The sequence below is a fragment of the Aminobacter sp. Piv2-1 genome, from assembly GCF_037625995.1.
Classification (GTDB): Bacteria; Pseudomonadota; Alphaproteobacteria; order Rhizobiales; family Rhizobiaceae; genus Aminobacter.
Genome location: NZ_JARKMU010000002.1, coordinates 216,496 through 239,211, shown reverse-complemented (window position 1 = coordinate 239,211; position 22,716 = coordinate 216,496). Strand labels below are relative to the sequence as shown.

Sequence of the window (22,716 nt, the reverse complement as noted above, 5' to 3'; positions counted from 1 at the left end):
GCCCGCCCCTCACGCCGCCCGCTCCTCTTCGCCGTGCCCCGCCATCAGCTCCCCCAGTTCGCGGATGGTGCGCTCGCCGCGCGCCGACGGCGCCGACAGCCGTCCCTTCGAGATGACGACGATGCGGTCGGACAGCGCCAGGATCTCCTCGAGGTCCTCCGAGATCAGCAGCACCGCGGCACCCCGCTCGCGGGCGGCGAGCAGCATGCGGTGGACATAGGCCACGGCGCCGACGTCGAGGCCGCGCGTCGGCTGGCTGGCGAGGATGACCGCAGGCTCGGGATCGAGCGCGCGGCCGAGGATGAGCTTCTGCATGTTGCCGCCGGACAGCAGGCGGATGCGCGCCTCGGGCGACGGGCATTTGACGTCGTAGTCGGCGATGATCTTCTCGGCGAAGCGGCGCGCCGCCTTCCAGTCGAGGAAGCCCATGCGGCTGAAGCGCGGGCTGCCGTAGCGCTCGGCAATGACGTTCTCGGCGACGCTCATGTCGCCGATCGTGCCGACGGCGTGGCGATCCTCCGGGATGCGGGCGATGCCGTGGCCGAGCGCCGCGCGCGGCGACCAGCCGCCGACCGGCGCCCCGTCGATCGCGATGCTGCCGGCGGTGGGGCGCTGGGTGCCGGCGATGAGCGCCGCAAGCGCTGCCTGGCCGTTGCCGGAGACGCCGGCAAGGCCGGTGATCTCGCCGGCGCGGAGCACAAGCGAAACGTCGTCGAGCGCGGCACCGTTGTGGCGGGCGGTCGAGATGCGGTCGAGCACGAGAAGCGGACGCCCGGGCGCGACCGGCACGACCTCGGCCGGCCTGACCTCCTGACCGACCATGAGGGCGGCCAGTTCCTTGCGGTTGGTCGACTTCGTCTCCCGCTCGCCGGCGAGCCGGCCCGAGCGCAACACCAGCACGCGGTCGCTGACGGCCATCACCTCATGCAGCTTGTGCGAGATGAAGATGATCGACAGGCCCTTGGCGACGAGCAGCTTGAGCGTGCGGAACAGCGCGTCCGTCTCGGCCGGGGTCAGCACCGCCGTCGGCTCGTCGAGGATGAGGATCTCGGCGTCGCGATAGAGCGCCTTGAGTATCTCGACGCGCTGGCGCTCGCCGACCGAGAGCGAGGCGACGATCGCCGCGGGATCGACGGCGAGGCCGAAATCGGCGGCGAGCCGTTCGATGCGCTTGCGCGCGGCAGCCCGGTCGAGGTGCGGGCGCCAGAGCTTCTGGGTGCCGAGCGCGATGTTCTCCAGCACCGTCATGTTGTCGGCGAGGGTGAAGTGCTGGTGCACCATGCCGATGCCGGCATCGAGGGCGGCGCGCGGGTCGCCCGGCGGCAGCGGCTTGCCGAAGGCCTCGACCGTGCCCTCGTCGGCGACATAGTGGCCGAACAGGATGTTCATCAGCGTCGTCTTGCCGGCGCCGTTCTCGCCGAGCAGCGCGATCACCTCGCCGCGCCTGAGCTCGAAGGAAATGGCGTCGTTGGCCGTAAGCGGGCCGAAACGCTTGGTGATGCCGGCGAGGCGAAGGACGGGCGGCGCGGCCATCCCTCCCCCTTGAGGGGAGGGTGCCGAGCGCAGCGAGGCGGGTGGGGTCATATCAGCAGCGCGGAACGCCCTCTTGCACAGGTAGACGAGTTGAGGCCGGCCGGGCCGACCCCACCCGGCCCGCTACGCGGGCCACCCTCCCCTCGAGGGGGAGGGATAGTCGAGCTAGCTCGACTTAGGCTCGGCGTCGTTGATCTCGACGGAGAAGGACCCGTCCTTGATCGCCTTTTCCTTCTCGGCGACCCTGGTCTTGACGTCGTCGGGCACCTTGCCGTCGAAGGTGCCGAGCGGGGCGAGCGACGAGCCACCGTTCTTCATGAAGGAATAGACGCCGTAGTCGTCGGCCTTGAAGGTGCCGGCCTTGACCTCGGCGATCGCCTTGTCGAGCGTCGGTTCGAAGTGCCACAGCGCCGAGGCGACGACGGTCTCGGGGTAGTCGGCCTGGGTGTCGATGACGTTGCCGATGGCGAGCACCTTGCGCTCCTTGGCGGCGTCGGACACGCCGAAGCGCTCGGCGTAGAGCAGGTCGGCGCCGCCGTCGATCTGGGCGAAGGCGGTTTCCTTGGCCTTGGGCGGATCGAACCACGAGCCGATGAAGGCGACCTGGAACTTGGTGTCGGGGGCCACTTCCTTCACGCCCGCCATGAAGGCGTTCATCAGCCGGTTGACCTCCGGGATCGGGTAGCCGCCGACCATACCGATGTTCTTGGACTTGGTCATCGCGCCGGCGACGATGCCGGACAGGTAGGACGCGTCCTGGATGTAGTTGTCGAAGACCGAGAAGTTCGGCACGGCGGCATCGGGCTTGAAGCTGGAGCCCATCAGGAAGGCGACGTCGGGATAGTCCTTGGCGACCGCGCGCGCGGCGTCCTCGACGCCGAACACCTCGCCGACGATCAGCTTGTGGCCGGCCTCGCAATATTCGCGCATGACGCGCTCATAGTCGTTGTTGGCAGTGTTTTCGGAATAGACATATTCGATGTCGCCGCGGTCCTTGGCGGCGTTGGCGGCCTTGTGGATGCGGCTCACCCACTGCTGCTCGACCGGCACCGTATAGACGGCCGCGACCTTGATCGGCTCGGCCGCGAAAAGCCGCACGGGCAGCCCCGCTGCGGCGACCGCAGCGGACGCACCGGCGGCCTTGAGCAGGGCCCGCCGCGACAAGCCTGGACAGCTGGAAAAAGTCGGCATTCGTTCCACCTCTGGTTGGATTTGCACTTGTCGATCGAAGGCTTTTTTATCGTTTGGTCAACGGTATGCGAAATCGCCAGGAGCGGCAATCGGCCGGCGCGCGACTGTCCACCGCCGCATGCGATCTGCGGCTTAAGGCCCGGGACACGGGGGACACAGGTTTGCCTTCGCCGGAGGGTGCATTATATAAGCCGTCCGCGGGGGGCCGCCGGTCAAGGGACCCATTGATTTGCTTGGATTTATTCGCCCGACCCAGAATCATCGCCTGATCTGGCGGCTGGTGCGCGAGTCGTTTCGCCAGCATGCGTTCGGTTATGCCGTGTCCATCGCCTCGATGCTGGTGGTGGCCGGCATGACGGCGGCCAGCGCCTGGATCATGAAGGACATCACCAACGAGTTCACGGTAGGCAAGGACATCAACCGCGTCTACATGATCGCGGCGGCGGTGGCGGGTATCTTCATCGTCAAGGGCCTTGCCACCTTCGTGCAGGGCCTGTTCCTCAGCCGCGTCGGCAACGCCATCATCGCCGACCGGCAGCGCAAGATCTACGACCGCATCCTGGCGCAGGGCATATCCTTCTACCACTCGATCCCCTCGTCCGACCTGATCACCCGCGTCACCCACAACGCCCAGGCCGCACGCTCCGTGCTCGACCTCATCGTCACGTCCTACGTGCGCGACCTGTTCACCCTCATCGGGCTCATCGCCGTCATGGTAATCCAGCAGCCGGTGCTGTCGCTGGTGGCCTTCATCATCGGCCCGATCGCCATCTACGGCGTCAACCTGATCCTGCGCCGGGTGCGCAAGATCATGGAGGCCGAGTTCCTGTCGCTGACCCAGATCGTGCATGTCATGCAGGAGACCATGGTCGGCGTGCGCATCGTCAAGTCGTTCAACCTGGAGCGACTGATGCGCAGCCGCATGCACCGGGCCGTCTCCGACGTCGAGCGGCGCGCCAACACCATCGCCGCGCTGGAAGCCGGCACCAGCCCGATCATGGAAACGCTTGCCGGCCTCGCCATCGCCGGCGTGGTGCTGGTCAGCGGCTTCCTGGTCGTACAGGGTGGGCAGACGGCGGGCTCGATCATGTCCTTCATCACCGCGCTGCTGCTCGCCTACGAGCCGGCCAAGCGGCTGGCGCGCATGCGCGTGTCACTGGAAAGCGGCCTCGTCGGCGTGCGCATGATGTTCGAGCTGGCCGACCGGCCGCTGACGCTGGCGGAGCGGCCGGGCGCGGTGGCGCTGACCGACGGCCCCGGCCTGATCAGGTTCGACGACGTCAGCTTCGCCTACAAGGACGGCGAACCGGTGCTGCGGGAGCTCGACCTGTCCTTCCCGCCCGGCAAGATGACGGCGCTGGTGGGCCCGTCCGGCAGCGGCAAGTCGACGATCATGAACCTGATCATGCGCATGTACGATCCCGACAGCGGCGAGGTGCTGTTCGACGACCAGGACATCTCGCACGCGACGCTGCATTCGCTGCGCGACCGCATCGCCTATGTGAGCCAGGACACGTTCCTGTTCTCGGGCACGATCATGCACAACATCCGGCTCGGCCGCGAAGGCGCCTCCGACGACGAGGTGACCGCGGCCGCCAAGGCCGCCAACGCGCACGACTTCATCATGGCGCTGCCCAAGGGCTACGAGACCCAGGTCGGCGAAAACGGCGCCTTCCTCTCGGGCGGCCAGAAGCAGCGCCTGTCGATCGCGCGCGCCATCCTGCGCGACGCCGACGTGCTTTTGCTCGACGAGGCGACGAGCGCGCTCGACGCCGAATCGGAGGCGCTGTTCCGCGACGCGCTGGAGAGGCTGTCGGAGGGGCGGACGACCATCGCCATCGCCCACAGGCTCTCGACCGTGCACCAGGCCGACAACATCGTCGTCATGGACAAGGGCCGCGTGGTCGAGCAGGGCCGCCACGCCGACCTGCTCGAAGGCGGCGGGCTCTATCGCAGGCTCTACGACTACCAGCTGATGCCCTGAGGCAGGCGAGCCCAGCGCGGGGCGGCGCGCCATCCGCAGGAGGGCAGTGCTCAGTCGATGCGGATGAACACGCCCTTGGTGTTCAGGTACTCGTCGAGATGCTCGGCGCCGCCCTCGCGGCCGTAGCCGCTCATCTTGTAGCCGCCGAAGGGCACGGCGGGGTCGATGGCGTGATAGGTGTTGACCCACACGGAGCCGGCACGCAGGCGGCGCGACAGCTGGTGCGCGACCCCGAGGTCGCGGGTGAAGACGCCGGCGGCGAGCCCGTAGGGCGTGTCGTTGGCGCGGGCCACGACCTCGTCGAGCGTGTCGAAGGGCAGCGCCGAGATGACCGGGCCGAAGATCTCCTCGCGCGCGATCGTCATGGTGTCGGAGACGCCGGCGAAGACGGTCGGGGCGACGAAATTGCCGGCGGCGAGCGGGCCCTCGTTCAGCCGCGCTCCGCCGGCGACGAGGCGGGCGCCCTCCTCCGCCCCGGCACGCAGATAGCCCTCGACGCGCGCGAGCTGGCGCGGCGAGATCAGCGGGCCGATCTCCGTCTCGGGATCGATGCCGTTGCCGATGCGCAGGCCGTTGGCATAGGCGGCCAGCTTCTCGACGAAGGCGTCATGCACCTTGCGCTCGACGAAAAGCCGCGAGCCGGCGATGCAGATCTGACCGGAACTGGCGAAGACCGACATGGCCGCCACGGGCACCGCCCGCTCGAGGTCGGCGTCGGCGCAGACGATGACCGGCGACTTGCCGCCGAGTTCGAGCGACACGCGCTTGAGGTTGCCGGCGGACGCCCGCACGATGCTCTGGCCGGTCGCGGTCGAGCCGGTGAAGACGATCTTGTCGACGCCCATGTGCTCGGCCAGCGGCGCGCCGGCCTCGGCGCCGGTACCGGTGACGACGTTGACGACGCCGTCGGGCACGCCCGCCTCGGCCATCAGCTCGGCCAGCAGCAGCGGCGTCAGCGGCGCCTCCTCCGACGGCTTGAGCACTATCGTGCAGCCGGTGGCGAGCGCGGGGCCGATCTTCCAGACGGAAGCCGCCGTCGGCGCGTTCCACGGGATGATGGCGCCGACCACGCCGACCGGTTCCTTGCGGGTGAAGGAAACGATGTCGCCCGGCAGCGAATTCTCGATCGTCTGGCCGTGGATGGCGGTGGCCATGCCGGCATAGAAGCGCAGCATGCCGAGCACGCGGTTGGCGTTGCCGCGCGCCCGCGCGATCGGCAGGCCCATGTCGGTGGTGTCGGAAACGCAGATCTCCTCCCAGTGCCGCTCGAACAGCTCGGCGATGCGGATCAGCAGCTTCTGCCGCTCATGCGGCTTGAAACGGCTCCAGGGGCCGTCGAAGGCCGTCCGCGCCACACCAACCGCCCTGTCGATGTCCTCCTTTTGGGCACGCGGCACCGTGGCGATGACCTCGCCGGTGGCCGGATTGCGCGTCTCGAAGGTCCGGCCGGAGGCCGCGTCGACCCAGCGGCCGCCGATGAACATCCGGCGATGGCGGCCGTCGATGGGGCGGCGGGTCGCGGCGGGCGTCTGGGCGATGGTCATGAACTGCTCCTTCCGGCACCGCATCTGCGGCGCCGCCATGTCCCGAAAGGCTACGCCCCGTCCCTGCCGTCACTCAAGCCCATGGCATGAGGCCACGGGCCGTGGAACGGCAGCACCTGCCGCGAGCCGGCTCTTTTACCTAAGGTTGATTTTTTTGAGGCGTACATCCTTGACACGAGAATGCCACCATAATTAGACCCCAGGTTGCAATATACTTGGGGTGAATCTACATGAAGTTGTCATTTCTTGCCGGCGTTTCGGCGCTGGTGTTTTCCGCCGCAACGACGTCCGTTCATGCCGCCGAGGCGGCTGCAACCGAAGCGCCGGCCGGCCAGGACCTCTGGTACGTCTTGCTGTTCGGCGGCGCGAGCTTTCCGAACAAGATGACGACCGGCATCGGCGGCGACGACACCTATGGCCACTCGGTCGATTTCGACACGGGGTTCACGATCGGCGCGGCCATCGGCCGGCGAATCAACGATGCATTCCGGGTCGAAGGCGAACTTTCCTATGCGCGCTACGGCGCCAATTCGTTCATCTTCGATCATGGCGACCACGACCACGGGCCGTTCGACGCGTCGGGCGACCTGTCGGCCACCTACCTGCTCGCCAATGCCTGGGTGGACGTCGCGAGCTTCGGCCAGGCCAAGGTCTATGCCGGCGGCGGCATCGGCGCGGCCTATGTCACCGCGGACACGTCCTTTGACGAGCCCGACTTCGGCTATGGTTCCGGCGGCTGGGGCTTTGCCGGCCAGGTGGGCGCGGGCATAACCTATGCGGTGGCGTCCAACATCGACCTCGACTTCGGCTACCGCTTCAAGGCGGTGAAGAGCGTCGACTTCGACATCGACGGCGATGCGGAAAACTACTTCACCGACGGCAACCTCTACGCGCACAGCCTCCAGCTCGGCATGACGGCGAAGTTCTGAGGTCGAGAGCGTTGGAAATGCAATCGGCCCGGAGCCTGGCGCTGCGGGCCGATTGCGTTTGCCAATGTGAAGACCTCGGCGAAGCCCGGGGGCTCAAGCGAGGGCGGGGCGCTCGAAATCGCCGGTGTTGCGATCCATGACCCAGAGCTCGCCCGTCGAGATGTCGAACCAAGCGCCGAACAGCTCCAGACGGCCCTTCTGCTCGAGGATGTTCACGCATGGAAAGGTTCGCAGATTGGCGATCGAATAGCGGATCGAGATGCGTTCGAGCGCGGTCTGGCGCTCGGTCGGCGTCATCATGGCGTTGCCGGCGATGGACTCGGCGGCGGGCGCAACGAGGCTCATCCACTTGCCGATGAAGTCGCCGGGCGACAAGGGCGCCGCGTTGGTGTCGAGCGCGGAGCGGATGCCGCCGCAGCGGCCATGGCCCATGACGACGATGTTCTTGACCTTGAGCGCCTGCACGGCAAATTCCAGCGCTGCCGAGGTGGCGTGAAACTCGCCGTCGGGCGAATAGGGCGGCACCAGGTTGGCGACGTTGCGGACGACGAACAGCTCGCCCGGCCCCGCCTCGAAGATGGTCTCGGGCGCCGCGCGCGAATCGCAGCAGGCAATGACCATGGTCTCCGGCGTCTGGCCCTCGCGCGCCAGGGATCGATAATGATCCGTCTCGACCGAATAACGGCCGGTCATGAAGTTGCGGTAACCGGCGAGGAGCTTCTCAGGCAGGTGCAGCATAAGCTCGGCCTTAAACGGAAATGGCCGGCGCCGCAAATGCAAATATGCAGCGAACCGAGGTTGCCCGAAGGCTGGCTCCCGAATCGCGGCGTTGGGACGGCGTGGGCTGTCGCTCACGCTCCGGGCGGAAGGGCAGCAGGTGGCGGTTGCCGCCCAAGGCACCTCTCTTCCGCACTCGAAGCCGGACGCGGGCCAATGCCGAAACACCCGTTTGACCTTCCTCTCATGACGCTTACTGCGTCTTACAGCAAGCTGCGTCAGCTTCGACGCGATGCGTCAATCGCTTGGCTTCGGATGTTCAAGACAAGCGCCCACCAAGACGTTCTTCATGAAAATGTCACGTTAATTCAATGCGTTACGGCGCATACGAATTGGCCGTTAGAATCATGTTGACCTTCCAGTCACTGGTAGATCCAGCCTTTGTTCATCGCGTGCGAAAGAGGACAACAACGATGAACGCTCCCCTGGGCCCGGTCCCAACTCCTGCGACTGCCGCATCGAGCATCCCTTCGTCGGTTGCGGCCGACTAGCCCCTCGGCGACCCGCCTGGCAGGTCGCCCCCTTCACATCACGCCGAGGCCGCCATGATGCGCCCACCCTGGATCGAGATATTCACCACGCCCGACTGTCCCGACTGCGCGGCACTGAAGCGCTGGCTGAGCGCCGAGTACCTGCCCTTCGTCGAGCGCGACATGAGCGACCCGGCGATCGCCGATGAGGTCAGGCAGCGGACCGGCATGCGTGTTGCCCCGATCACCGTCATCGATGGCACGCACGTCTTTTATGGCACCTTCGACGAACAGCGTTGGCGCATCGAGGCCATTCATACGGATCAGGCGGAGAGCGAGACGCAATGTGTTGCGCGGCACTCCAGCGCCCCTTGGCCGGTGTGAACTCATGGTTGCCTTCGGCGCCGATCTTCTTGCTCGCGCAATTTCGCTATCCGGGCCGACGCCCTCTTCGAGACTGAAGCGGACATCGGTTTCGTAACCATCAGGAAGGGACCGACCCCATGCGTCGCAGAGATTTTCTCAGACTTTCGGCAACAGGTGTTCTCGCGACCGTTTCTCCTGCCTTGCCGGCATCCGGCAAGCCCGCCGCCGGCCAGAAGATCGTCATGGCCGGCAAACGTGTCATCGAGGTCAAGGGGCGTGCGGCGAATGTCCTCGGACTGACGCAGCCCGACGGCAGCAACGGCCTTGTCATGGACGCAGGCGAGAATTTTCGCGTGCGGCTTGAAAACCGTATCGGCGAACCGACGGTCATCCACTGGCACGGCCTTACGCCACCCTGGCGGCAGGATGGCGTCGCGGGACTTTCGCAAGACCCCATAGCCGACGGCGGCCGGCGTGAGTACGACTTCCCGGTTGCGCAGCCGGGGACCTTCTGGATGCACTCGCATTTCGGCCTTCAGGGGCAGTCGCTGCTTGCCGCTCCGCTGATCGTGCGCGATCCGGCCGAGGCCGGCATGGACGTGCAGGACATAGTGGTGCTTTTCCAAGACTTCAGCTTCCGCGATCCGGCCGAAATTCTGGCCGAACTGCGCAGCGCGGCGCAGGGTACGGCCGACGTGCAGGCGCCGCCCTCCGACAGTCTGCACGATGCGCTGCTCGCCAATGACCGCACGCTGGACGATCCGGAGATCATTTCCGTCGAGCCGGGCGGGCGCATTCGCCTGCGCCTCATCAACGGCGCCGCCAGCACCAATATGTGGATCGATCTCGGAACGCTCACCGGAAGGCTGATCGCGGTCGACGGCATGCCCGTTGCGCCGGTCGATCGACGCTACTTCGAACTGGCGGTCGCGCAGCGGCTCGACATCATGCTCGAGTTGCCGAGGGAAAGGTCAGCCTGGCCCGTTCTGGCGGTTCAGGAAAGAGGGCGGATGCGCACGGGCGTGATGCTCGCCGCCCGCGGTGCGCCGGTGGAAAAGCTTGCCAATCTCGCCGACGAGACATTTCCCACTGTAGGCCTCGGGCTCGAGCAGGCCCTTCGCGCCGCCAGTCCGCTCGCAGACAGGAAAGTCACCCGCCGTCATACGATGATGCTGCGCGAAGGGTCGAACTACATGTGGGACCTTGTCAGGGCCACGCATGGCGAGGACAGTCCATTCGTGGTGAGACGCGGCGACCGGGTCGAACTGACCTTCCTCAACTACTCCGGCACGTCCCATCCCTTGCACCTGCACGGACATCGCTTCCAGGTGACCGCGGTCAACAGGCAGCGATTTTCCGGCGCCGTGCGCGACACGGTCCTGGTGTCGGCGAGGATGGGGGAGGTCACGGTCGCCCTCGATGCCGACAATGCCGGCGAATGGGCGCTGGGTTGCCATCACCTCTATCACATGGCTGGCGGCATGATGACCTCCATGGCCTACGAGGCGTGATCCGAAAAGGGGCGCGCAGGCCCTGTCAACGAGCACCGCGGCTCTCGCGCGTCGGAACCCGCGGATCAAGGTGCCAGCCAACCGGGCCAGGCCGAAGAACGCCTCGTCCGATGCGATGACATGACTGCAGCCCATCAGTTCACGACCAGTTGTTCGAGCAAGCCTGAAAAGGTTTGAACAATTCACTCATGCAGCGTTGACCTTCCTGGAACTGGAATGACTACCGTCCCCGGAATTCATCAAGCGGAGTCTTCGAAGAAACCGCTTATTTCGACGACGGGGTGGCCAGAATGGCAAAAAAATCAACGATTTACTTACTCGCGGCGGTGGCCTTGAGCGCTGGCTCAACGCTCGCCTACCTGAACGACGTGCCCGCCTATGCAAACAGGGCCCAGGCCTCCGAAGACGCGAGCACGGCCGCGCCCATCCCCCCGCCGCCCCAGGTTCCCGTGGCCGAAGTCGTCACGCGGGTGATCGCGCCGTCGTCGGAATTCACCGGCGTCGTGGCAGCCACCAAGACTGTCGAACTGCGGCCACGCATCGGTGGTACGATCGAATCCGTCAGCGTTCCGGAAGGTGGCCTCGTCGAACGCGGACAACTGCTGTTCCAGATCGATCCTCGGCCGTTCCAGGTCGCGCTCCAGAATGCCAAGGCGCAATTGCAGCGGGCCGAAGTCCTGCTTTCCCAGGCGAAGTCCGATCTCGACCGCTCGAAGCGGCTGGTCCCGAACGGCACCATATCCAGCAAGTCCTATGACGACGCCTCGGCCAGGACGCAGGAGCGGGAAGCGCAGGTGCTGGAGGCGCGGGCCGCAGTCTCCGCGGCGGAGCTCGATCTTTCCTATTCCCGCGTGACGGCACCAATCGCCGGGCGCGTCGACAGGGTCCTGGTGACCGAAGGCAACCTCGTCACCGGCGCGTCGGGGGGAGCGGCGACACTGCTCACCACGATCGTTTCGGCAGACCCGGTCCATGTCTATTTCGATATCGACGAGGCCACCTATCTGAGTTTCCTGGGGGGATCCCGACCGGAGACCGCCGGCCGCAACGGTGCAACTTTCCCGGTCGCCGTCGGTCTGGCGACGGAGACCGGCTATCCGCACTCAGGCACGCTCGACTTTCTCGGAAACCGCATCGATCGCAGCACCGGCACGATCCGCGCCCGGGCGGTGCTCGGAAATCCCGAGGGCCGGCTGACGCCGGGCCTGTATGCGCGGGTGGTGCTTGCAGTCGGTGCCCCGCAGGAGACCGTCCTCATCGACGATCAGGCCGTCGGGACGGATCAGGGGCGCCGCTATGTGCTGGTCCTGGGCGCCGACGACAAGGCCGAATACCGCCCGGTCGAACTCGGCGCGATGAACGATGGACTGCGCACCGTCGCAAGCGGGCTGAAGCCCGGGGAAACCATCATCATCAAGGGGCTGGTCCGGCCCGGAATGCAGGTCACCCCCAACCGGATCGCCATGGCACCGGATCAACGTTCCGGGGCCGGCGGTGCCAACGCCGACACGCAGGAGGCTCGTCGATGAGCCTGCCACGCTTCTTCATCGATCGCCCGATCTTTGCCATCGTGCTGTCGGCCCTCATGCTGATCGCCGGCGTGATCACTCTGTTCCAACTGCCCTTGAGCGAATACCCCTCCGTCACGCCACCGACCGTGCAGGTGTCCGCCAGCTATCCCGGAGCCAGCCCTGAGGTCATTGCCGAGACGGTCGCCGCACCCCTCGAGCAGTCGATCAACGGCGTCGAGGGCATGCTCTACATGAGCTCGCAGGCCGCAACCGACGGCAGGATGACGCTTACGGTCACCTTCGCCCAGGGTACCGACGCCGACATGGCCCAGATCCAGGTGCAGAACCGTGTGTCGCGGGCGTTGCCGCGCCTGCCCGAAGAGGTCCAGCGCATCGGTGTGGTGACGCAAAAGACGTCGCCGGACATCCTGATGGTCGTTCACCTCATCTCGCCCGACAAGCGCTACGACCCCCTGTACATCTCCAACTTCGTCACCCTCCAGGTTCGCGACACGATCGCGCGCCTGCCCGGCGTCGGCGATGTCGTGGTGTGGGGCGCGGGCGAATACGCCATGCGGATCTGGCTGGACCCGGACAAGGTCGCCTCGCGCGGCCTGACGGCAAGCGACGTCATCGCGGCCATCCGGGAACAGAACCTCCAGGTCGCGGCGGGTTCTGTCGGCCAGCAGCCGTCCGAGGCGGCCAGCTATCAGGTCACGGTCAGCACGCTCGGGCGCCTGACCAGCGAGGAACAGTTCGGCGATATCGTCGTCAAGACCGGCGAGGACGGCCAGACCGTGCGCCTGCGCGACGTCGCCAGGATTTCGCTTGGCGCCGACGGCTACGCGCTGCGAAGCCTGCTCGACGGCGAGCCGGCCGTCGCCATGCAGATCATCCAGCGTCCCGGGGCCAATGCGCTGGACGTCTCGAGCGCGGTGCGCGCCGAGATGGAGCAGTTGAAGCGGAACTTCCCGGAAGGGCTGGAATATCGGATCGCCTACGATCCGACCGTGTTCGTCCGCGCCTCGCTGGCGGCCGTCGTGCAGACGCTGGTCGAGGCGATCATCCTGGTCGTCATCGTCGTCGTGTTGTTCCTGCAGACGTGGCGCGCTTCCATCATCCCTCTCGTCGCCGTTCCGATATCGCTCATCGGCACGCTGGCGGTGATGTATCTGCTGGGCTTCTCGCTCAATACACTGTCGCTGTTCGGCCTGGTCCTGTCGATCGGCATCGTGGTCGACGACGCCATCGTCGTCGTCGAGAACGTCGAACGACATATGGGCCTCGGCGAGACGCCGAAGGAAGCGGCCCGCAAGGCGATGGACGAGGTGACCGCGCCCATCATCGCAATCACTTCGGTGCTGGCGGCGGTGTTCATCCCATCGGCGTTCCTGTCCGGTCTCCAGGGCGAATTCTACCGTCAGTTCGCGGTCACGATCGCCATCTCGACGATGCTGTCGGCGATCAACTCGCTGACGCTCTCCCCGGCGCTGGCGGGCATGCTGCTGAAGCCGCATCACGGCGGATCGCAGCGCGACTGGCTGACGCGAGGCATCGACCTTGTGTTCGGCCGGTTCTTCCGCGGCTTCAATCGCTTCTTCGACAGCGCCTCCAACGCCTATGTCGGCCTGGCGCGTCGCGCCATCCGCGTCAGCGGGGTTGTCCTGCTTCTCTATGCCGGGCTGCTTGGAGCGACCTGGATGGGGTTCCAGCAAATCCCGGCCGGTTTCGTGCCCGCGCAGGACAAGTACTATCTCGTCGGCATCGCGCAATTGCCGTCCGGAGCGTCGCTCGACCGGACGGAGGCCGTGGCGAGGGAAATGTCGAAGATCGCGCTGGCTGAACCGGGTGTCGAAAGCGTCGTCGCCTTTCCGGGCCTGTCGGTGAACGGTTTCGTCAACCTGCCCAACGCAGCCGTGATCTTCGCCATGCTGGACCCGTTCGACCAGCGCAAGGATCCGCAGCTTTCGGCGAACGCCATCGCAGGCCGGCTGATGGGCAAATACAGCCAGATCCCGGACGGCTTCGTCGGCATCTTCCCGCCGCCGCCGGTACCGGGCCTCGGCACGACTGGCGGGTTCAAGCTCCAGATCGAGGATCGCTCGGGTGCAGGCTTGGAGGCCCTCGCCAAGGCGCAGGGCGAGGTCATGGCGAAGGCGATGAACACGCCGGAGCTTGCCGGCATGATGGCGAGCTTCCAGGTCAACGCGCCCCAGGTCCAGGTGGATCTCGATCGCGTCAAGGCGAAGACGCAAGGTGTCCCGCTGACCGCCGTATTCGAGACGTTGCAGGTCAATCTGGGCTCCTTGTACGCCAACGACTTCAACCGCTTCGGTCGCACCTATCGCGTCATCGTGCAGGCGGATGCACCGTTCCGCGCGCAAGTCGACGACATATCGCGCCTGAAGGTCCGCAACGCGGCGGGCGAAATGGTGCCGCTCGCGGCGCTTGCGACCATAGCCACGAGTTCGGGGCCGGATCGGGTGATGCACTACAACGGCTACCCCTCGGTCGACATCACCGGAGGCCCTGCCCCCGGCTACTCGTCCGGCCAGGCGACGGAGGCGATCGAGCGCATCATGCGCGAGACGCTGCCGGCGGGCATGGCTTTCGAATGGACCGACCTGACCTATCAGGAGAAGGCGGCCGGCAACACGGCAATGATCGTGTTCCCGCTCGCGGTGCTGCTGGCGTTCCTCATCCTGGCCGCCCAGTACAACAGCTGGTCGCTTCCCTTCGCCGTGCTGCTCATCGCACCCCTGGCACTGCTCTCCGCGATCGTGGGCGTGTGGCTCTCAGGCGGCGACAACAACATCTTCACCCAGATCGCCTTCGTGGTGCTGGTCGGGCTCGCGGCCAAGAACGCCATCCTGATCGTGGAGTTCGCGCATGAGGAGGAAAAGAAGGGCAGCGATCCGCTTGCCGCGGTGCTCGAAGCCGCGCGCCTGCGGCTGAGGCCGATCCTGATGACCTCGCTCGCCTTCATTGCGGGTGTGGTACCGCTGGTCATCGCGACAGGCGCCGGCGCCGAGATGCGCCAGGCCATGGGCATTGCGGTGTTCGCCGGCATGCTTGGCGTCACGCTCTTCGGGTTGATCCTGACGCCGGTGTTCTATGCGGTGATCCGTCGGTTCTTCACGAGGCCGGAAGCGCATTCGAGAACGGCACCGGCACCTATCGGAGGCAGTTCGATGCACTGACTGTGAGGTCGGGAGGCGGCAGCCTTCTGCTCGTACCTGCTGTCGCCGAGGCGTTCGCTGCCAAGCAGCTTCTCCCACTCCATATCGCCGTCCCTGGTCCTGCTGCGGAAGACGGATCGATAACAGGCCCCAAAACTCCAGTTCAATGGTGCAGCCAGTCACGACTGCTGCTTGGGTGAGGACTTCGCTGATGCTGGCTTTTCGCGGATGCGTATGGCCCGCCCTTCCGGATGTTCGATCTCAAAGGCATTGGTTCTGCGGACGAGGTCGCTTAGCTTGCGGAAGCCAAAATTGCGGGGATCGAAGTCGGAGGATAGGTTCGCCAACTGCGTACCTACCGCTCCCAGCGGTGCCCAACCATCTTCTGTCTCCATCTGATCGAGCACGCGGCGGATGATCGGCGCGGCCGCACTCGGCGGCTGAAGGGGTTTGGATTTGCTTCCTGCTGCCTCCGTATTGGCCGGCGCATCCGGCAGCAAGTTTTCGGTGTAGGTGAAGCGTCGACAAGCCTGACGGAAACTCTCAGGTGTCTTCTGTTCTCCGAACCCGAAGACATCGACACCCTGCTCGCGGATACGAGCAGCCAGCCTCGTAAAATCGCTATCGGACGAGACCAGACAGAAGCCGTCGAAACGGCCACTATGCAATAAATCCATCGCATCGATAACCAAGGTGATGTCAGACGCGTTCTTGCCAGTTGTATAAGCGAACTGTTGCTGCGGGATGATTGCGTGCCGCGCCAGGACATCGATCCACGCTTTCGATCTCGAGCTGGCGAAATCGCCATAGATGCGCCGGACGCTGGCCTCACCAATCTTCGCTATCTCATCGAAAAGACCGTCGACGATCTTCGCGGACGCGTTGTCTGCATCAATCAGTACAGCGAGCCGCGGGGAGCGATTATCGTTAGCCATCACCGGAAGACCTTTCAGCCGGGGGTTATCCGCCTGCCTATCACGCGTTTCGTTGAACAGCGATGCCCTAAAAGTCGGTTCACAGTTCAATCGAGGTTCTGCGTCTTAGGCAAGCTGCGGAAGGCTGATGGCAGCTATCGCCGCGATTATCTACGAGCTATGGCGCAGCGCGTGGAAGTCGTGAGCAAAACCGAAATTCGCATCGTCGGCACCAGGACCGATCTTCTCAGGGCCCTTGCTACCGCATCTGGCGCAAAATCGGCGGGAATAGAGGTTCGCAGTTTTGAACCGAAGTGGCGCGCCCGAAGAGATTCGAACTCCTGACCCCCAGATTCGTAGTCTGGTGCTCTATCCAGCTGAGCTACGGGCGCGTGGGCCGGCGAAACGGCCGTGCCGCCGCAATCCGATGGCTGCAGCGACCGGCGCTACCTAGCGGCTGCCTCCACGAATTGCAAGCCGCCCCGGCCAAACTTTTTCGCGCGCCCGGCACGGCCATGTGCCGGGCGCAGCGCCACGGGCCTCAGTGCGACAGCAGCACCGGCAACCTGAGGTCGGCGAGCACGCCCTCGGTGGCGCCGCCGAGCACGAAGTCGCGGATGCGGGAGTGGCCGTAGCCGCCCATCACCAGGAGGTCGGCACCCAGTGCGATCGCCTTCTCCTGCAGGCCCGCGCCGATCGACGTGGCGCCGATGCGGACCGGTACGGCCTCGGCGGCAAGCCCGGCATGGCGCAGGTTCGCGGCCAGCCGCTCGGCGGCATCGGCGTCGTGCAGCTTCTTCTCGTCGACGACGGTGACGACGGAGATTTCGGACGCCTTTTCGAGGGAGGGCCGGGCGTCGGCCACGGCGCGCGCGGCGACGCGGCTGCCGTCCCAGGCCACGGCGACATGGCCGGTCGGCTCCGGCAGGACGCCGGGCAGCATCAGCGCCGGACGGCCGGCCCCGAACACCACGGCCTCGGCCACCATGCGCGCGGTCGTGTTGCCGGGCTCCAGCCCCAGCAGGGCGAGATCGTAGTAGCGCGCGTGCCGGCATGCGGCGTCGCCGATCGCGGCGAGCGGCGCGGCGGTCTCGGCCACGCTGGCCACGACGCCGGCCTGCCCTGCCCTCTCCTTGACCAGCGCCAGCAGCTCCTGCCCGCGCCGGCGGCTGGAGGCCTCGGCGTCGCGGATCATCTGCGGGGTGTCGAGCAAGAGCTTCGACAGGGCGTTCGAAACCGGCGGAATGTCGGGGTTGATCGCCAGAGCGTGAAGTTCAGCCCCGAACCGGGCCGCAATCGCCACGGCGTTGGTGGCGACGGCATCGGCATTGGCCTCGGGATAGGTGGCGAGCGGGAGGAAGAACTGCTGTCGCATCGGTGAACTCCTTTGAGGGCAGCGCGCTCGGCGCCAACTGCCGTCAACAGTTCCATGGTTGCCGGGCCAGGGCCTTGAGCTGGATCAAGGCCTGAATGCTTTTGCATGGGGCCGCTGCAAAGGCGGCGTATTCTTCAAACTCTTCCAGCCACAGCATTCCAATACTGGAATGTTAAATCGAATTTTCCGGTGGAAATGATTTCGGCGTCTTGCGGCGTCTTTTACATCGTGGAACCTTTTGTCTTGATTTTACGCACCTGACATATTTCTTTTATTTTCAATTCCTGGCGCCGATGCGGCGCTTCCCGGAGCATTCGCTTGGCTGATCTGCTGCGTGTCCTGATCGAACGTTGGCGCGAGGACCCTGGTTCGACGTATCGGACCTGGTTCCTGTGGGAGGAACGGCTCAAGAACTTCCGTTCGATACGGCGCGGCATCGACCAGGTGGTCCAGGAGATCGAGGCGGGGACGTTCGGCAACGTCTACAAGGGCTCGTCGCTCGAGACGATCGTCGGCTCGATCGCCGAGCAGCGGCAGATCTTCAAGGGCGCCGACCATGCCTTCCTGTGGAAGCCCAAGCTGCGCATCCCCGACATCTACGAAAGCCCCGCCAATCAGCGGGCCTTCGGCCGGCTGCTGCACCATTGCGCCTGCTGCAGCACGGAGCGCGAGATCATCGCCGGCATCGAGGCGATCGACCGGCTCAAGATCAAGGGGCTGGGGCCGGCGGTCGCCAACCTGCTCTATTTCCTGCATCCGACGCTGATGCCGGCCTTCAACACGGCCATCGTCAACGGCTTCAACGCGGTGACGGGATCGAAGGTGAAGCTCGGCCGCTGGGGCGAGTATCTGGCGATGCGCGCCGGCATCCTGTCGCTCAACCGGACCTATCGCGACCTCCTGTCCAACGATCTCGGAGCGGTCGTCGGCTTCCTGTTCGACGTCGGCACGGGCCGCTATGCCGCCCCGCCGGTCGCGACCGAGGGAGACGCCCGCGAGGCGTGGCTGACCGAGCTGTCGAAGACGCGCGAGACGGCCAAGCGGCTCGAGGGGTCGATGGCCGCCGACCGGGAGGGCGACCGCACCCACACCGAGGTACAGGCATGGCTGAGGGATCTCGGCCTGGCGCTGGGATACCAGGTCTGGGTCGCCGCCAACGACCGCGGCCGGCTGCATGCGGGTGCTGCACTCGGCATCGGCTGCATGGAGCGGCTGCCGGCGTCGCTGGAAAGCGTGGCGGGCGCCGAATCGATCCGCCTCATCGACATACTCTGGCTCGACGGCGCCCGTGTCATCGCCGCCTTCGAGGTGGAGCACACCACGTCGATCTATTCGGGCATCGTGCGCATGCTCGACCTGGCGCTGGGCAGCGACCTGCATGCGGCGGGCGGCCTCTACCTGGTCGCCCCGGACGCGCGGGAGGGCGAGGTGCGCACGCAGCTCAGGCGGCCGGCCTTCAGCCGCGTCGCCGACCTGCAGGTACGCTTCCTGTCCTATGGCGACCTGGAGCGGAACCGCGATCCGATCGCGCGTTTCGGCACCGGCATGAAGGGCGTGCAGGCCATCTCGCGGGTGCTGTGAAGTTGCCGGCGCGGCGGCAATTTCAGCCGTGGTTCAGGATGCGCCCGAGTTCGTGCGGCGTGACGCCGGCGAGGCGGCGGCTCTCGCGGACCAGGTGCGCCTGGTCGGCATATCCGGCCTCCAGCGCAAGCCGGGCCGTCGGTTGCGCCGACCGGCGCGAAAGGCCAAGGAAACGCTGGTAGCGCATAATGCGGTCGAGCGTCTTCGGGCCATAGCCGAAGCTCTCGTCGAAGCGCCGGCGCAAGGTGCGCTCGCTCATGGCCAAAGCGCGCCCGAGCCAGGGCACCAGCGGGGCGCCGGGCGGCGGCCCGGACCGGACCAGTTCGAAGGCGGCACGCATGACCGGATCCGGCGCGCGCCGTGCCGGCGCGAGCGCCGCAATGGCCGCCTCCAGCTCTCCGATCAGTCCCGCGGTGTCCCTGTCGGGGCGGATGCCGGCTGCGAGCCGTCGCGCCTTCGGTCCCCACAACTCGTCCAGCGCCAGCCGCTGCCCGGCGATCTCGGCTGCGGGCATCCCCAGCCACGCCGCGGCGGCCCCGGGATGGAAGCGAAAGCCGATGACGGTGGTGCCGGCCGGAAGCAGTTCGAGCTTGGGGTCCCTGTCGGGGCCGGCGACGCGGAAACCGCCGTCGATCCATTGCAGGTCGATGGTTCCATCGGGGGTGACGACGATCGGCGCAGCCGCCTCGGGTAACCGATGCACCCAGACCGACGCAAAACTGCGGCCGAGGGCAGCCGCGGCCGGGCGCTCCCGAAAGTCACCGATCGCCAAGGCGGGCAGAGCCTTCATCTTCCACACCCGTTGCGCCGTTGCTGCCGTCACAGTCTCAGGCCGTCTCTTGTTCAAGCAGTTTCACCAACAAACGTAACACTTGGCCGAAAAGTTCAATCAACCCGTCTAGCGAAGGGCCAGATTGTCGGCAACGGCCGCCTGGCGCGCAACGCCGGCCGCCGCAAGCCAGCACGAAGGAGATCACCATGAAACCGAGGATAAGCGTCATCACGATCGGCGTCGACGACCTGGAAGCCTCGCTGCGCTTCTATCGCGACGGCCTTGGCATGCCGACCGAGGGCATCATCGGCACCGAGTTCGAGCACGGCGCCGTGGCCTTCTTCGAACTTGAGCACGGCATCAAGCTTGCGCTGTTCCCGCGCGGCGACATCGCCCGCGACGCGGGCATCGCCCCGACCGGCCGCAGCCCCACGGAATTCACGCTCGGCCACAATGTCGCAAGCGAGCGCGAGGTCGACGCGGCGATGCGCCGGGCGATCGATGCCGGCGCGCGGCTGGTCAAGCCGGCGCAGAAGACCTTCTGGGGCGGCTATACCGGCTACTTCCAGGATCCCGACGACCATCTCTGGGAAGTCGTCTACAACCCGGCATTCTTGCCCGAAGACTGACCGGCGGCGAAGGCAACCTTGCGGCAGCGACGGCGGCTTGCACCGCTCAAGAGGACTGGAGCCGGTGGCGCCGCAAGGCCACCTTCATCGACCCATCTTGGTGGGTTCTGTCACCAGAAGTCCTTGTGGTCGTTTACGATCTCTTCTTCGAGATCGGGGAATGGGCCACGGATCGCTACAGGGCGGCGTCCGGCGGCGAACACCTGGTGACAGCTCAGATCGAGGGTCAGGTTCTCCGGGTTGTCTCCGGTCAACTCGGCCAACCGCCTTTCGCTCAATCCGTAGACCACGGTGCCGATGCCAGCCCAGTAACAGGCCCCGGCGCACATGCAGCACGGCTCGACCGAGGTCACCAGCGTGCATTGCTCGAGAAAAGTCGGGTCGTATTGCCGTGCTGCCGCGCGGGCCACGTTTGCCTCCGCGTGGCCAACGCCGCGATCGCGCGCATAGGTGTTGCCCGACGAAAGCAGCACGTCGCCGTCCGGCCCGACCAGGAGCGCCCCGAAGGGATGATTGCCACTGGCCCGGCTCTCGGCAGAGATCTCCATGGCGAGACGTAGATATTCGGCATCGCTCCTCATGACCGCCTCCTTGGGATGCCCATTTGCTACTGCGCGCGCAAGGCCGTTGGCCTGGATTCCATATTCCTGGAGCACCTGGGAGCTGTCCAGCGCGGCATGGAGGTTCGGGCGACACAGAAGCCGATTGTGTCCCCGACGCCGCACGTCACGACTTGCTGAACGGACCGACGTCCCGGGTGGCTGCGGGGCCGCACGGCCATCACAGCCCGCGGGTACCAGCAGCGCACGCTCGCAGACGGAGCCTCTGGATGAGGGCTGCTTGTTCCTCAACGTGAGGACGCCCGCGACCGACGATGCCTGTCGCCCTCTCATGGTTGCGACGTCAGAGATGAATTCCTGAGCACGTATATTGCAATGGGTGACATCTTCGTTTCATCGCGCCACTCTATTGCATCATCACGAGAGCCGAGCGGCTTATGAAGCTTGGCAAGAATTAGGCCAGCGCGTTCGGCGGCTCCGCTGTAATCCTCCTCCGTCCAGAAATAGTCATACAATACGACGTCAATGCCCTGGATCAGCAGTTTCACCGTGTCGCCGCTCTGGAGCGGCTTGTCGTTCTCTGGAAACGAGTATGACAATGACACCCAGTTTCCTTCTGTCGCTTCTGTTGAGGCGGTCACGAAGATGATGATTCCATCTTGCCGGAGGACCCGCTTCATTTCTTTGAGAATGCCCTCGATCTCCTCGATTCGCGACACTTCTAGGAACACAAAGCTCGAAAAAATCAGATCGAACGTAGAGTCCTCAAAAGGCAGGAGCCCGCTGGGAATATGGTGATACTCGCCCGACCCATCTTTGGATCGAGCTTGCTCGAGCATCTCCTTGCTCACGTCTACGCCAACTGCATTGAAGCCAAGGCGCTTCAGAAATCGTGTTGAGCGCCCAGCGCCGCAGCCATAATCAAGCACGGATGCGATGGACCCTGCATACTCCCGGATCAGCATGGGTATGTCGCGAAATGCCAGGTATTGTGTACCTTGCATCTCGAGCTCGGCATATTCGCCGGCATGTTTTTCATAGTCATGAGTCTTGATGCTCATCTGCCCCTCCTCCGCACAACGAACTGCGCCCGTTGATCATGGGCGATGATCGGCGAGTAGCAACTCCACTCGTTCGGTGATCCCCACGCTGGTGTTGCTGTTTGGCGCGGATATCAAACTCGCCGGTTCTCTCTCGTTTGCGGTGAGCCTGCCGACGATGTTAGCAGGCTGTTGAAAAAGACGGAATCGCAGGAATCGAGGGCAGTCGTCGCCCAAATTCCGATGCGACTAGGGTGACTTCATGAATCAATTTTCCGTCGAACCCGCTGAATGGGAATCGATATTGCGCGTCGTCCATGCCCAGATTCCTCTTTCAGCAGCCTGCTAGTGGGTTTCGCGTGCTACAGTCGGGATCAGAGTTTTTCCGCTCTTGGCCGGAACAAAGCCTTCTAACTCGGCATGGCGGCAGGGTCGACAGCCGGAACCTTTATCGGCGGTCACTTGCTTGGCGTTGTGCCGAACGCCGTTCTGCTGCCCACGCTCGCCGTGATTCTGGCGATTTCAGCGATCAAGGTGTGGCAGCACAACTAGCTGTATTGCCACGCCTTTCTTTGGCGACCGATTGCCAGTTCTCATTCCAAACTGGTGTCGGGAAGGTAACCTAAACAAAATCAATGAGTTGAGTCTGGCGCGCCCGAAGAGATTCGAACTCCTGACCCCCAGATTCGTAGTCTGGTGCTCTATCCAGCTGAGCTACGGGCGCGCATCGGGCCGTCACGGGCGGCCGCCACGCTTCGACGGATCGAAGCGATCGGCGCTACCTAGCGGCTGGCTCGGCGAAATGCAAGCGGCTGCCGGCAAAACTTTTCGGCGGCAGGGAAGGACGCGC

Annotated in this window: 17 protein-coding genes, 2 tRNA genes and 1 pseudogene; 9 read left to right on the top strand and 11 right to left on the bottom strand. The window is 65.3% G+C overall.

Translation table 11 applies throughout. From position 1 onward, the window contains the following. Window positions 1-9 precede the first annotated feature (9 nt). Window positions 10-1,533, bottom strand: a complete 1,524-nt coding sequence (locus AmiPiv_RS05005; RefSeq protein ID WP_340036220.1) for an ABC transporter ATP-binding protein — start codon at window positions 1,531-1,533, stop codon at window positions 10-12. Window positions 1,534-1,698: 165 nt separating this feature from the next. Then, a complete protein-coding gene (locus AmiPiv_RS05000; protein WP_340036219.1) occupies window positions 1,699-2,724 on the bottom strand; it encodes a BMP family protein in 1,026 nt (341 codons plus the stop codon). A 229-nt stretch (window positions 2,725-2,953) separates the two neighbouring features. On the opposite strand from AmiPiv_RS05000, the gene AmiPiv_RS04995 reads away from it, so the two are divergent. Then, a complete protein-coding gene (locus tag AmiPiv_RS04995) occupies window positions 2,954-4,708 on the top strand; it encodes an ABC transporter ATP-binding protein (protein WP_340036218.1) in 1,755 nt (584 codons plus the stop codon). A 50-nt stretch (window positions 4,709-4,758) separates the two neighbouring features. Here the strand turns inward: AmiPiv_RS04995 and AmiPiv_RS04990 are convergent, their stop codons facing one another. Beyond that, a complete protein-coding gene (locus AmiPiv_RS04990) occupies window positions 4,759-6,252 on the bottom strand; it encodes an aldehyde dehydrogenase family protein (protein ID WP_340036217.1) in 1,494 nt (497 codons plus the stop codon). A 230-nt stretch (window positions 6,253-6,482) separates the two neighbouring features. Here AmiPiv_RS04990 and AmiPiv_RS04985 point away from each other — a divergent pair, with 230 nt between their 5' ends. After that, the gene (locus AmiPiv_RS04985) at window positions 6,483-7,181 is read left to right on the top strand and encodes an outer membrane protein (protein WP_340036216.1); all 699 of its coding nucleotides are present in this window, start codon (window positions 6,483-6,485) and stop codon (window positions 7,179-7,181) included. A gap of 93 nt (window positions 7,182-7,274) precedes the next feature. Here AmiPiv_RS04985 and AmiPiv_RS04980 read toward each other — a convergent pair whose 3' ends face one another. Next, complete coding sequence (locus tag AmiPiv_RS04980) at window positions 7,275-7,919, bottom strand: carbonic anhydrase (RefSeq protein ID WP_340036215.1); 645 nt, start codon at window positions 7,917-7,919, stop codon at window positions 7,275-7,277. Between the two features lie 584 nt (window positions 7,920-8,503). On the opposite strand from AmiPiv_RS04980, the gene AmiPiv_RS04975 reads away from it, so the two are divergent. From AmiPiv_RS04975 to AmiPiv_RS04960, 4 genes are all read left to right on the top strand, one after another. Then, the gene (locus AmiPiv_RS04975; RefSeq protein ID WP_340036214.1) at window positions 8,504-8,812 is read left to right on the top strand and encodes a glutaredoxin family protein; all 309 of its coding nucleotides are present in this window, start codon (window positions 8,504-8,506) and stop codon (window positions 8,810-8,812) included. Between the two features lie 224 nt (window positions 8,813-9,036). After that, window positions 9,037-10,305: a multicopper oxidase family protein gene (locus AmiPiv_RS04970; protein WP_340036213.1), complete on the top strand. Its 1,269-nt coding sequence runs from the start codon at window positions 9,037-9,039 to the stop codon at window positions 10,303-10,305. 290 nt (window positions 10,306-10,595) lie between these two features. Further along, window positions 10,596-11,834 (top strand): efflux RND transporter periplasmic adaptor subunit, encoded by a 1,239-nt coding sequence (locus AmiPiv_RS04965; protein ID WP_340036212.1) that lies wholly within the window; start codon window positions 10,596-10,598, stop codon window positions 11,832-11,834. Beyond that, window positions 11,831-15,016: an efflux RND transporter permease subunit gene (locus AmiPiv_RS04960; protein WP_340036211.1), complete on the top strand. Its 3,186-nt coding sequence runs from the start codon at window positions 11,831-11,833 to the stop codon at window positions 15,014-15,016. Before AmiPiv_RS04965 ends, AmiPiv_RS04960 begins: the two co-directional genes overlap by 4 nt. A gap of 158 nt (window positions 15,017-15,174) precedes the next feature. On the opposite strand, the gene AmiPiv_RS04955 is transcribed toward AmiPiv_RS04960, so the two are convergent. From AmiPiv_RS04955 to AmiPiv_RS04945, 3 genes are all read right to left on the bottom strand, one after another. Further along, on the bottom strand, window positions 15,175-15,930 hold the full coding sequence (locus tag AmiPiv_RS04955; protein WP_340036470.1) for an NYN domain-containing protein: 756 nt from the start codon (window positions 15,928-15,930) through the stop codon (window positions 15,175-15,177). A gap of 294 nt (window positions 15,931-16,224) precedes the next feature. Continuing rightward, window positions 16,225-16,301, bottom strand: a tRNA-Arg gene (locus AmiPiv_RS04950). 149 nt (window positions 16,302-16,450) lie between these two features. Then, entirely contained in the window at window positions 16,451-17,284 is an 834-nt protein-coding gene (locus AmiPiv_RS04945; protein ID WP_340036210.1) for a universal stress protein, read from the bottom strand. A gap of 318 nt (window positions 17,285-17,602) precedes the next feature. On the opposite strand from AmiPiv_RS04945, the gene AmiPiv_RS04940 reads away from it, so the two are divergent. Next, window positions 17,603-18,865: a type II restriction endonuclease gene (locus AmiPiv_RS04940; RefSeq protein ID WP_340036209.1), complete on the top strand. Its 1,263-nt coding sequence runs from the start codon at window positions 17,603-17,605 to the stop codon at window positions 18,863-18,865. A 22-nt stretch (window positions 18,866-18,887) separates the two neighbouring features. Here the strand turns inward: AmiPiv_RS04940 and AmiPiv_RS04935 are convergent, their stop codons facing one another. Beyond that, entirely contained in the window at window positions 18,888-19,655 is a 768-nt protein-coding gene (locus tag AmiPiv_RS04935; protein ID WP_340036208.1) for an AraC family transcriptional regulator, read from the bottom strand. Window positions 19,656-19,843: 188 nt separating this feature from the next. Here AmiPiv_RS04935 and AmiPiv_RS04930 point away from each other — a divergent pair, with 188 nt between their 5' ends. Beyond that, window positions 19,844-20,266: a VOC family protein gene (locus AmiPiv_RS04930; protein ID WP_340036207.1), complete on the top strand. Its 423-nt coding sequence runs from the start codon at window positions 19,844-19,846 to the stop codon at window positions 20,264-20,266. A 110-nt stretch (window positions 20,267-20,376) separates the two neighbouring features. Here AmiPiv_RS04930 and AmiPiv_RS04925 read toward each other — a convergent pair whose 3' ends face one another. Further along, on the bottom strand, window positions 20,377-20,847 hold the full coding sequence (locus AmiPiv_RS04925; protein WP_340036206.1) for a nucleoside deaminase: 471 nt from the start codon (window positions 20,845-20,847) through the stop codon (window positions 20,377-20,379). Between the two features lie 308 nt (window positions 20,848-21,155). Further along, a complete protein-coding gene (locus tag AmiPiv_RS04920) occupies window positions 21,156-21,887 on the bottom strand; it encodes a class I SAM-dependent methyltransferase (protein ID WP_340036205.1) in 732 nt (243 codons plus the stop codon). 309 nt (window positions 21,888-22,196) lie between these two features. On the opposite strand from AmiPiv_RS04920, the pseudogene AmiPiv_RS04910 reads away from it, so the two are divergent. Next, window positions 22,197-22,418, top strand: a pseudogene (locus AmiPiv_RS04910) (sulfite exporter TauE/SafE family protein); the annotation flags it as partial. 95 nt (window positions 22,419-22,513) lie between these two features. Here AmiPiv_RS04910 and AmiPiv_RS04905 read toward each other — a convergent pair. After that, window positions 22,514-22,590 (bottom strand) — tRNA-Arg (locus tag AmiPiv_RS04905). Between the last annotated feature and the right edge of the window lie 126 nt (window positions 22,591-22,716).

Excerpts from the sequence above, each read along its gene's own strand:
- AmiPiv_RS04925 (WP_340036206.1), bottom strand. The coding sequence starts at position 20,847 with ATGAGGAGCGATGCCGAATATCTACGTCTCGCCATGGAGATCTCTGCC.
- AmiPiv_RS04960 (WP_340036211.1), top strand. The coding sequence starts at position 11,831 with ATGAGCCTGCCACGCTTCTTCATCGATCGCCCGATCTTTGCCATCGTG.
- AmiPiv_RS04990 (WP_340036217.1), bottom strand. The coding sequence starts at position 6,252 with ATGACCATCGCCCAGACGCCCGCCGCGACCCGCCGCCCCATCGACGGC.
- AmiPiv_RS04970 (WP_340036213.1), top strand. The coding sequence starts at position 9,037 with ATGGCCGGCAAACGTGTCATCGAGGTCAAGGGGCGTGCGGCGAATGTC.
- AmiPiv_RS04955 (WP_340036470.1), bottom strand. The coding sequence starts at position 15,930 with ATGGCTAACGATAATCGCTCCCCGCGGCTCGCTGTACTGATTGATGCA.
- AmiPiv_RS04920 (WP_340036205.1), bottom strand. The coding sequence starts at position 21,887 with ATGAGCATCAAGACTCATGACTATGAAAAACATGCCGGCGAATATGCC.
- AmiPiv_RS05005 (WP_340036220.1), bottom strand. The coding sequence starts at position 1,533 with ATGGCCGCGCCGCCCGTCCTTCGCCTCGCCGGCATCACCAAGCGTTTC.
- AmiPiv_RS04930 (WP_340036207.1), top strand. The coding sequence starts at position 19,844 with ATGAAACCGAGGATAAGCGTCATCACGATCGGCGTCGACGACCTGGAA.
- AmiPiv_RS04980 (WP_340036215.1), bottom strand. The coding sequence starts at position 7,919 with ATGCTGCACCTGCCTGAGAAGCTCCTCGCCGGTTACCGCAACTTCATG.
- AmiPiv_RS04985 (WP_340036216.1), top strand. The coding sequence starts at position 6,483 with ATGAAGTTGTCATTTCTTGCCGGCGTTTCGGCGCTGGTGTTTTCCGCC.
- AmiPiv_RS04965 (WP_340036212.1), top strand. The coding sequence starts at position 10,596 with ATGGCAAAAAAATCAACGATTTACTTACTCGCGGCGGTGGCCTTGAGC.
- AmiPiv_RS04975 (WP_340036214.1), top strand. The coding sequence starts at position 8,504 with ATGATGCGCCCACCCTGGATCGAGATATTCACCACGCCCGACTGTCCC.
- AmiPiv_RS04935 (WP_340036208.1), bottom strand. The coding sequence starts at position 19,655 with ATGAAGGCTCTGCCCGCCTTGGCGATCGGTGACTTTCGGGAGCGCCCG.
- AmiPiv_RS05000 (WP_340036219.1), bottom strand. The coding sequence starts at position 2,724 with ATGCCGACTTTTTCCAGCTGTCCAGGCTTGTCGCGGCGGGCCCTGCTC.
- AmiPiv_RS04945 (WP_340036210.1), bottom strand. The coding sequence starts at position 17,284 with ATGCGACAGCAGTTCTTCCTCCCGCTCGCCACCTATCCCGAGGCCAAT.